This window comes from Streptomyces sp. NPDC059828 (genome assembly GCF_042731955.1).
Taxonomy (GTDB): domain Bacteria; phylum Actinomycetota; class Actinomycetes; order Streptomycetales; family Streptomycetaceae; genus Streptomyces.
Genome location: NZ_JBHWIW010000050.1, coordinates 47815 through 55963, shown reverse-complemented (window position 1 = coordinate 55963; position 8149 = coordinate 47815). Strand labels below are relative to the sequence as shown.

Sequence of the window (8149 nt, the reverse complement as noted above, 5' to 3'; positions counted from 1 at the left end):
CTGCCGACCCGGCTCGGGACGGCAGGGCGGCGGGGTGGCTCCCGGGACCGGGGGGTGACTCAGGCGTTGGGACGCAGGGTCCACAGGACGGTCATCTCGCCCGTCACGGCGCCGTCCTCGCGGGTGATCGCGATCTCGACGGGGAACTCGGGGCGGGCGCCCGCGTCCAGCTCGGCGATGACCTCGGCGGCGGGGCGGCCGAGGGTGGCGGTAGCCGTGACGACGCCCATGGCCAGCTTCTTGTAGCCGATCTCCGCCTTGACGGCGAGCGGCACGGCTCGGCTGAGCTGCTCACCGAAAGCGGCGATCACGATGGCACCGCTCGCGGACTCCGCGAGGGTGAACATCGCTCCGGCGTGCGGGCCGCCGACGTGGTTGTGGTAGTCGGCCTGGTCCGGCATACGGACCACGGCGCGTTCGGCGGTGCTCTCCAGGAACTCGAGGTTGAGAGTCCTGGCCATGGGAACCGTGGCGAGGAGAAGCTCGCCGGCGGACATCTGGTCTGCGCTCATGGAGACGGATGTTACCGGCCAGTAGCCGTCTTGGCCATCCCCTGCCGGGACTCCGGACGGGCATGTCCACCCGATATGTCCACACAGATCACGGGGTGGATTCCGATGGCGGATGACAGCGGTGGGAGCGCTTGGCGACATGAACTCGCCAACCTCTATGGTTGGGGGCCATGTGGCCAGGACAGCAGCCGCCCGGGGGCGAGCAGAACCCGCAGGACCCGAACCAGAATCCGTACGCGCAGCCGGGGTACCAGCAGCCGAACCCGTACGCGCAGCCGGGATACCAGCAACCGAATCCGTATGCCCAGCCGGGTCAGCAGCCGCCCGGGCATCACCAGCCGAATCCCTATCCACATCAGCAACCGGCCACACCCGCGTACCCGCAACCTGCTCCGCCGCAGCCCGGTGGGCCCGGCGGGTCTTCGGACCGCAAGAAGACGACCATCGTCGCCATCGTCGCCGCGACGGCCGTGGTCGCCGCCGCGGTCATCACCGGCGCCGTGGTGCTCAACGGCAGGGACAAGGGCGACGACCGGGCCGACGACGGCAAGAAGCCGGTCGTCTCCCCCAGTCCCTCCACCCAGGCACCCTCCCCCACCGCGAACCCGCGCGACGGCTCCAACGAGGCCAAGCCGCTGATCGCCGGCTGGAAGGTCGTCACCAATCCCAAGCACGGCACCCAGTTCGACGTGCCGCCGGAGTGGGAGGTGGCCGGTACGGGCGTGGCCACCGGGTTCGAGGACCAGGAGAAGGGCGACGGCTCGCCGCTGATCATGATGACGGCGCCGGCGTACTTCAAGAGCAAGTGGTGCAGCATCGACTCCAACAAGGACGGCCGCGACGAGGACTCCAGCCTCGCCGGGACCGGCACCAAGGGCGGCCAGGGCGCCAAGGACACGGCCAGCGCCTCGCACAGTGAGGCCGGCACCTGGGTGTGGGCCGCCTACGGGCAGGCGGAGCCGCAGAGCAAGGTCAAGTTCACCAAGCCGAAGCCGTACACGACGAAGTCCGGGCTGAGCGGCCATGTCTCGACGGCCTGGATCGACGGCGTCAAGAAGGACGACAAGTGCGACACCGACGGCAAGTCGATCGCTTTCTCGTTCAAGAACGCCAAGGGTGACTTCGCGAACTGGATTCTCTACGCCAACAAGGGTGTTCCGGACGAGCTCCCGGACGCGACGATCGCGCAGGTCCTGAGCACGGTGCGCCTTGCGGGCGCTTCCGCGTCCTGATCGTCTCCGGCTGCGGCGTGCGGTTTGGCAGGAACGGCCGGGGCGGGCGATAGTCCACGGGTGACAGGTCCCGCCCCGGCTCCCCGGAGCCCTACACGACGCCGCCCGCGCCGACCGGAATGGGCGGGCCGCAACTACACGCTGCTGACCGCCTCCGCGGTCGTCACCAATCTGGGCACCCACGGTGCGCTGATCGCGGCGGCCTTCGCGGTGCTGGATTCCGGCGGAGACGGCGGGGACGTGGGGCTCGTCGCGGCGGCGCGCACACTGCCGCTGGTGCTCTTCACGCTGATCGGCGGAGCCATCGCGGACCGGCTGCCGCGCCACCGGGTGATGGTGGCCGCGAACGCGCTCAACTGCGTGTCCCAGGCCGCGTTCGCCGCGCTGGTCCTCATGGGCGAGCCGCAGCTCTGGCAGATGATGCTGCTGACCGGGCTCTGCGGCACGGGGCAGGCTTTCTTCAACCCCGCCGCCGAAGGCATGCTGATCTCCAGCGTGCACGGGGAGCAGGCAGGCAGGGCGTTCGCGCTGTTCCGGCTGGCGATGCACGGCGCGGGCATCGGTGGTGCCGCGCTGGGCGGTGTGCTGATCGCCGGATTCGGTCCGGGCTGGGTGCTGGCGGTCGATGCCGCGGCCTTCGCGGTCGCGGGCGCGTTGCGGGCGTTCCTGGATGTCAGCCATGTGCCGCGGCGCGCGAACGGCGGCGGGCTGCTGGCCGATCTGCGCGACGGCTGGAGGGAGTTCGCGGGCCGTACCTGGCTGTGGTCGATCACGGCCCAGTTCGCCGTGGTGAACGCGGTCGTGGGGGCGGCGGAGGCGGTGTACGGACCGCTGGTGGCCGAGGAGTCCCTGGGCGGTGCGGGACCCTGGGGCCTGGCTTTGGCGGCGTTCGGCGCGGGCACCATCGGCGGGGCGCTGCTGATGACGCGCTGGAAGCCGCGGCGGATGCTGTTCGTGGGCACCGTGTGCGTGTTCCCGCTGGCGCTGCCGTCGGCGGCGCTGGCCGTGCCGTTGCCCTTCGGGGGCCTGGCCGCGGTGATGTTCGTCAGCGGTGTCGCGATCGAGGTGTTCGGTGTGGTGTGGATGACCGCGCTGCACCAGGAGGTGCCGGAGGAGAAGCTGTCCCGGGTCTCCGCGTACGACTGGTTCAGCTCCACGGCGATGCTGCCGCTCTCGACGGCGCTGGCGGGGCCCACCGAGCAGCTGTTCGGACTGGAGAAGTCGCTGTGGGGGTGTGCGGTGCTGGTCGTGCTGGTGACGGCACTGGTGCTTTTCGTGCCCGACGTACGGAACCTGACCAGGCGTACGCGCCAGGTGGCCGGACACAAGATCGAGTCCACGCCCCCCGTGTCGGCGGCGGCCCCAGGGACCTGAGGGTCTGAGGACCTCGAGCCGCCCTCTGGGCCCTCGGGTCCTCAGCCGATACCGAAGGCACCTTCGGGCGGCTCGGGGGAGGCGACGGCCTCCCCGTCGCCCACCGGCTCGGCGTCCCCGATGAGGCGGCGCAGCTCCCGGCCGTGTTCGACACGGGCGGGGAAGGCGTCGGACGCGCTGCGGCGGGCGAGGCCGGCGAGGTCGAGCGGGTGGTGCGAGGCGAGCAGTATCGCGTTGCCGAACCTCCGTCCGCGCAGCACGGCCGGCTCGGCGACCATCGCCAGTTCCTCGAACTCCGCGGCGAAGTTGGCCAGTTGGGAGCGGAGGAAGGCGAAGGGCGCACCGTCGGCGAGATTGGCGGCGTAGAGGCCGCCCGGGCGCAGCACGCGCCGTGCGGCACTCGCGTACTCGCGTGAGGTGAGCTGCGCGGGCACCCGAGAACCGCCGAACACATCCGCGATCAGCACATCGGCGCTGCGGGCTGGTGCCTTCTCCAGCCAGCTGCGGGCGTCGTCGGCGTGCACCGTGATGTCCGCGCTCCCCGGCAGCGGCAGGTGCTCGGTCACGAGTGCGAGCAGCCCGTGGTCCGCCTCGACCACGACCTGCCGGGAACCCGGCCTGGTGGCGGCGACATAGCGGGGCAGGGTCATCGCCCCACCGCCGAGGTGCAGCACATCGAGGGGTTCCCCCTCGTCCGCGGCGCAGTCCACGGCATGGGCCAGCCGCCGGGCGTACTCGAATTCGAGGTGGGCCGCGTCGTCGAGATCGACGTACGACTGGGGCGCCCCGTCCACGGTCAGCAGCCAGGCCCGCTCGCGATCGACATCGGGCATGAGCTTGGCGATGCCGTGGTCGACGCGACGGCTGACGGGGAGGGCCTCATTCACCTGCCCATTGTGCGCCCGGACTACTGCATTCGGGCGATCCTGCCGGGCTCAGGGCTCGGTGCGGGAGGGTTTGGTTCCGGAGGTCGTACCGGAGAGTTTGGTGCGGGAGGACTTGGCACCGGAAGGCCAGACCGCCCGTACGGCGTCCGCGTGAGCCTTGGCCTGCGCGAGACCCGCGCGTGCCGACGGCGCGCGGCGGGCGGGGTCCAGGACATTGCGGCCGAACGCCCTGCGAGCGGCGCGGTCCGGAGTGATGAGGGTCACCCGGGCGCCTGACGCGGCCAGCCGGGTGGCCAGGGTGCGGGCGGAGAGCACGGGGCCGCCACCGACGGCGATGGGGGCCACGATGACGACGGTTCCGTATCCCAGGGCGAGATCGGCGTTGGTGGAGGAGCGGACTCCGCCGTCGATGAAGCGCCTTCCGCCGATGGTGACGGGTGGCCATACACCCGGTACGGCGCAGCTCGCGCCGACCGCGTCGATCAGCTCCACACCGCTCTCGCGGTCGAAGGCGCGGAACTCGCCGCTGACCGCGTCGACGGCGGTGACGACCAGTCGCCGCGCACGCGGCCATTCGTGTGTGAGAAGCCGCTCGGCGAAGACCGCCCGGCGTGCCTCTTCCGGCTCAGTACGGGCGGACAGGGCGAGCCGCCCCATACGGGCACCGTAGGCCTCGGGTTCGCGGCACCACAGGACACCCCAGAGGTAGCGGGCCAGCACGGCCGCCCCCATGCCCGCGGGGACCTCCCCGTCGGGGTCGGCGAGCTGACGTTCGTACAACTCGGGCAGGGTGAGCCGTCCGGAGCCGAGCTGGGCACCGACGACCGAGCCCGCCGATGTACCGACGATCAGATCCGCGTCCGTCGGATCGACACCTTCCCGGGCGAGTCCGCTGAGAATGCCGATCTCCCAGCCGATCCCGGCAAGGCCGCCGCCGCCCAGTACGAGGGCCGTGCGGTGCTCGTTCGATGCACGCTTGGCTGCCGGTGCCTGCTTCGCAGCGTCGTCCTTGTCCGCCATGGCAACAGTGTGGCGTCGGACGGCCGGGTCCGCCCCCGCTTGTGGCGGGTGGCGGACCCTTCACGCCGGATCGGGCCGGTCAGAGCAGCTCGGTCACCGTCCCCGCGCCGACCGTGCGGCCCCCTTCGCGGATGGCGAAGCCGAGGCCGGGCTCCAACGGGATGTCACGGCCGAGCTCCACGGTCATCGTGACCGTGTCGCCCGGGCGCGCGATCCCCGTCTCACCGAGGTCCACGTCCCCGACGACATCGGCCGTGCGGAGGTAGAACTGCGGCCGGTAACCGGTGCCGACCGGGGTCGTACGGCCGCCCTCACGGGCGGACAGCACGTACACCTGCGCCGTGAAGCGGCGGCGGGGCACAACGCTGCCCGGGGCCGCGACGACATGCCCGCGGCGCACGGCGTCGCGCGGCACACCCCGCAGCAGCAGCGCCACGTTGTCGCCGGCCTCCGCCGACTCCATGGGCTTGCCGAAGGTCTCCACACCGGTGACGACGGTGGTCACCTCCGCGCCGAGTACCTGCACCTGGTCGCCGACCCGTACGGTGCCCCGCTCGACCGCTCCCGTGACGACCGTGCCGCGCCCGGTGATGGTGAGGACGTTCTCCACCGGCATCAGGAACGGCGCGTCCGTGTAGCGGACCGGCATGGGCACGTAGGTGTCGACCGCGTCGAGCAGCGCCTCGATGGCCGCCGTCCACCGGGGGTCCCCCTCCAGAGCCCGCAGCCCGGACACCCGGACGACCGGCACCGAGTCACCGCCGTATCCGTGCGCGGTGAGCAGCTCGCGGACTTCGAGTTCGACCAGGTCCGTGAGCTCTGGGTCGCCGGCGTCCGCCTTGTTGAGGGCGACGACGATGTGGTCGACACCGACCTGACGGGCCAGCAGGACGTGCTCGGCGGTCTGCGGCATGATGCCGTCGAGCGCGGAGACCACCAGGATGGCCCCGTCGAGTTGCGCGGCCCCGGTGACCATGTTCTTGACGTAGTCGGCGTGGCCGGGCATGTCGACATGGGCGTAGTGCCGGGTGTCGGTCTCGTACTCGACGTGCGCGATGTTGATGGTGATACCGCGGGCCGCTTCCTCGGGCGCGCGGTCGATCCGGTCGAAGGGCACGTACTTCGTGGATCCACCGGCGCTGGTGGCGCCGTCGTTGGCGGTGCGCTCGCTGAGCACTTTGGTGATGGCGGCGGTGAGGGTGGTCTTGCCGTGGTCGACGTGGCCCATGGTGCCGATGTTGAGGTGCGGCTTGGTGCGCACGAATGCCGTCTTGGGCATGGCTGTCGCGGTTCCTTCCCGGAACTCTTCGCGTGATTCCCCGCGTGAACTCCCTGCGGAGGGGGACCCCTTGACCGGACCGACCCTCCCCCTGCGGGGTCCGCCGGACAATCCGGAGAGGGTCAGCTTCGGGCGCCGTCAAGCGGCGCGGCGGCGACTGCCGCTGCGAACGCCGCGACCGCGGCGACCGCAGCGGCGGTCGTGGCGGCATCGACCGCGACCGCGGCCAGGAAGGCGGCAGCCTTCGGCGCGCCCGCGACTGCGGACGGCGCTGAGGTGAAGGCGTACCGGAACATGCGTCCATGATCGATGGACGGTGGAGTCCACGTCGAATGGTTTTCGGGTGCGGCGCGCCGTCAGGAATCCGCGTGTCGGATGTTCTTGAGCGCCTCTCGTACGGAGAGCGGGGCGAGCCGGTCATGTGCTCCGTCGACGAAGGCGCGCACCGCGTCCGGATCGGTCTTGGCGTACTCGCGCAGGCTCCAGCCGATCGCCTTGCGGATGAAGAAGTCGGTGTGGTCCGACTGGCGCAGGCAGTAGCGGAAGAGGCGCCCGGCGTCGGTGTCGGCCTTGTAGCGGAGCTGGTGCAGCAGTGCGGTGCGGGCGATCCAGAGGTTGTCGTCGTCGATCCACTCGTCCATCACGGACACCAGTGCGGGGTCGGCCGCGACGAGAGGGCCGACCACATGCGCCGCTAGGGCGTCGACGGTGTCCCACCAGGAGACGGTGACCAGGAGGTGCCGTACCACCGGCAGGAATCCCGATGAGCAGTGCCCGACCCAGCGGCGCAGGTAGTCGGCGGCGAAGTAGTGGTACTCGCGCTCGGGCAGCTCCCAGCAGCGCAGCGCGATGGCGGTGCAGTCGGTCTCGTCCGGACGCGGGGTGTCCTGGACCACGGTGCGGGACAGGGCGCGCCGATCGGGGGTGCGCAGGCCGAGGAACGGCGCGACGTGCTTCATGTACGCAGCGGCCTCGGCTGCACGGGCTGGATCGGCGGCAGCCGCGTAGACGGTGGTGAGCCGGTCCAGCACGGTGTCCGCGAGTGTGCTGGAGGGCGTGGCCGGGAGCGTCATGCGGCACAGATTACGGCGATCGAACCGATTCGTCGGATAGTCTCCCCGGATGCTCGACCCCGTAACCGGACCGCGGGACGGCCTCGCACTGCGCTGTGGCCGGGCCCTGCTGTCGCCCTGGGCGCGGCTGGTACTGCTGGCGCTGCTGCTCGTGTCCGCGGCCTGCGCCGTGCTGGCCTACGAGCCGCAGCGGTTGCTGGCCGCGGGCTGGCCGCCGCAGCTGAGCGGCGGCACGGCGGTGGCCCTGTTCGGTGTCTGCTACGGGCTGTGCACCGCCGCACTGGTGCCGCGCCCGCTGCTGAATCTGGCCGCGGGCGCGCTCTTCGGTGCCCCGGCCGGGCTCGCGGCGGCGATCGCGGGCACGGTGATCGGGGCCGGCATCTCGTTCACCCTGGGGCGGCTGCTGGGGCAGGAGGCGCTGCGCCCTCTGCTGCGCGGGCGCTGGCTGAAGGTCGCCGACGGTCAGCTGAGCCGCCATGGGTTCCGCTCGGTGCTGGCGCTGCGGCTGTTCCCCGGTGTTCCGTTCGCCGCCGTCAACTACTGCGCCGCCGTCTCCCGTATGGGCTGCGTACCCTTCCTGCTGGCCACGGCCGCCGGTTCGGTGCCGAACACCGCCGCGTATGTCATCGCGGGCAGCAGGGCGGCGTCACCCGACTCACCGGTCTTCCTCGCGGCGACGGGCTTCATCGTGGTGTCGGCGCTGGCCGGGGCGGCCGTGGCCTGGCGCAAGCGCCACCGTCTTCGCGAGTCCTGACGGGGCCGGGGCGGAGCT

At 71.5% G+C, this 8149-nt stretch carries 9 protein-coding genes; 3 read left to right on the top strand and 6 right to left on the bottom strand.

All coding sequences use genetic code 11. The features are described 5' to 3' along the window. Positions 1-59: 59 nt before the first annotated feature. On the bottom strand, positions 60-497 hold the full coding sequence (locus tag ACFV6V_RS25760) for a DUF4442 domain-containing protein (protein WP_385569301.1): 438 nt from the start codon (positions 495-497) through the stop codon (positions 60-62). 185 nt (positions 498-682) lie between these two features. On the opposite strand from ACFV6V_RS25760, the gene ACFV6V_RS25755 reads away from it, so the two are divergent. Both ACFV6V_RS25755 and ACFV6V_RS25750 read left to right on the top strand, forming a co-directional pair. Then, positions 683-1744 carry a hypothetical protein gene (locus ACFV6V_RS25755; RefSeq protein WP_385569290.1) on the top strand — a complete coding sequence of 354 codons (1062 nt, stop codon included), beginning with the start codon at positions 683-685 and terminating at the stop codon, positions 1742-1744. A 60-nt stretch (positions 1745-1804) separates the two neighbouring features. Further along, positions 1805-3118 (top strand): MFS transporter, encoded by a 1314-nt coding sequence (locus ACFV6V_RS25750; RefSeq protein WP_385569288.1) that lies wholly within the window; start codon positions 1805-1807, stop codon positions 3116-3118. Positions 3119-3159: 41 nt separating this feature from the next. Here ACFV6V_RS25750 and ACFV6V_RS25745 read toward each other — a convergent pair whose 3' ends face one another. The 5 genes from ACFV6V_RS25745 to ACFV6V_RS25725 form a co-directional block, all read right to left on the bottom strand. Then, entirely contained in the window at positions 3160-4005 is an 846-nt protein-coding gene (locus tag ACFV6V_RS25745; protein WP_385569286.1) for a spermidine synthase, read from the bottom strand. Between the two features lie 48 nt (positions 4006-4053). Beyond that, positions 4054-5025, bottom strand: coding sequence for a patatin-like phospholipase family protein (locus ACFV6V_RS25740; protein WP_385569284.1), 972 nt, complete (start codon positions 5023-5025; stop codon positions 4054-4056). 79 nt (positions 5026-5104) lie between these two features. Further along, positions 5105-6304 (bottom strand): elongation factor Tu, encoded by a 1200-nt coding sequence (tuf, locus tag ACFV6V_RS25735; protein WP_385569281.1) that lies wholly within the window; start codon positions 6302-6304, stop codon positions 5105-5107. Between the two features lie 122 nt (positions 6305-6426). After that, positions 6427-6600 carry a hypothetical protein gene (locus tag ACFV6V_RS25730; RefSeq protein WP_361284399.1) on the bottom strand — a complete coding sequence of 58 codons (174 nt, stop codon included), beginning with the start codon at positions 6598-6600 and terminating at the stop codon, positions 6427-6429. Positions 6601-6660: 60 nt separating this feature from the next. Next, positions 6661-7377, bottom strand: coding sequence for a DNA alkylation repair protein (locus ACFV6V_RS25725; protein ID WP_385569278.1), 717 nt, complete (start codon positions 7375-7377; stop codon positions 6661-6663). 49 nt (positions 7378-7426) lie between these two features. Between ACFV6V_RS25725 and ACFV6V_RS25720 the strand changes: the two genes are divergently transcribed. After that, entirely contained in the window at positions 7427-8131 is a 705-nt protein-coding gene (locus tag ACFV6V_RS25720; RefSeq protein ID WP_385569276.1) for a TVP38/TMEM64 family protein, read from the top strand. Positions 8132-8149: the final 18 nt, after the last annotated feature.

What these genes read in the sequence shown, in the direction of transcription:
- ACFV6V_RS25760 (WP_385569301.1), bottom strand. Translation starts at nt 497, where the DNA reads ATGTCCGCCGGCGAGCTTCTCCTCGCCACGGTTCCCATGGCCAGGACT.
- ACFV6V_RS25755 (WP_385569290.1), top strand. Translation starts at nt 683, where the DNA reads ATGTGGCCAGGACAGCAGCCGCCCGGGGGCGAGCAGAACCCGCAGGAC.
- ACFV6V_RS25740 (WP_385569284.1), bottom strand. Translation starts at nt 5,025, where the DNA reads ATGGCGGACAAGGACGACGCTGCGAAGCAGGCACCGGCAGCCAAGCGT.
- tuf (WP_385569281.1), bottom strand. Translation starts at nt 6,304, where the DNA reads ATGCCCAAGACGGCATTCGTGCGCACCAAGCCGCACCTCAACATCGGC.
- ACFV6V_RS25730 (WP_361284399.1), bottom strand. Translation starts at nt 6,600, where the DNA reads ATGTTCCGGTACGCCTTCACCTCAGCGCCGTCCGCAGTCGCGGGCGCG.
- ACFV6V_RS25725 (WP_385569278.1), bottom strand. Translation starts at nt 7,377, where the DNA reads ATGACGCTCCCGGCCACGCCCTCCAGCACACTCGCGGACACCGTGCTG.
- ACFV6V_RS25720 (WP_385569276.1), top strand. Translation starts at nt 7,427, where the DNA reads ATGCTCGACCCCGTAACCGGACCGCGGGACGGCCTCGCACTGCGCTGT.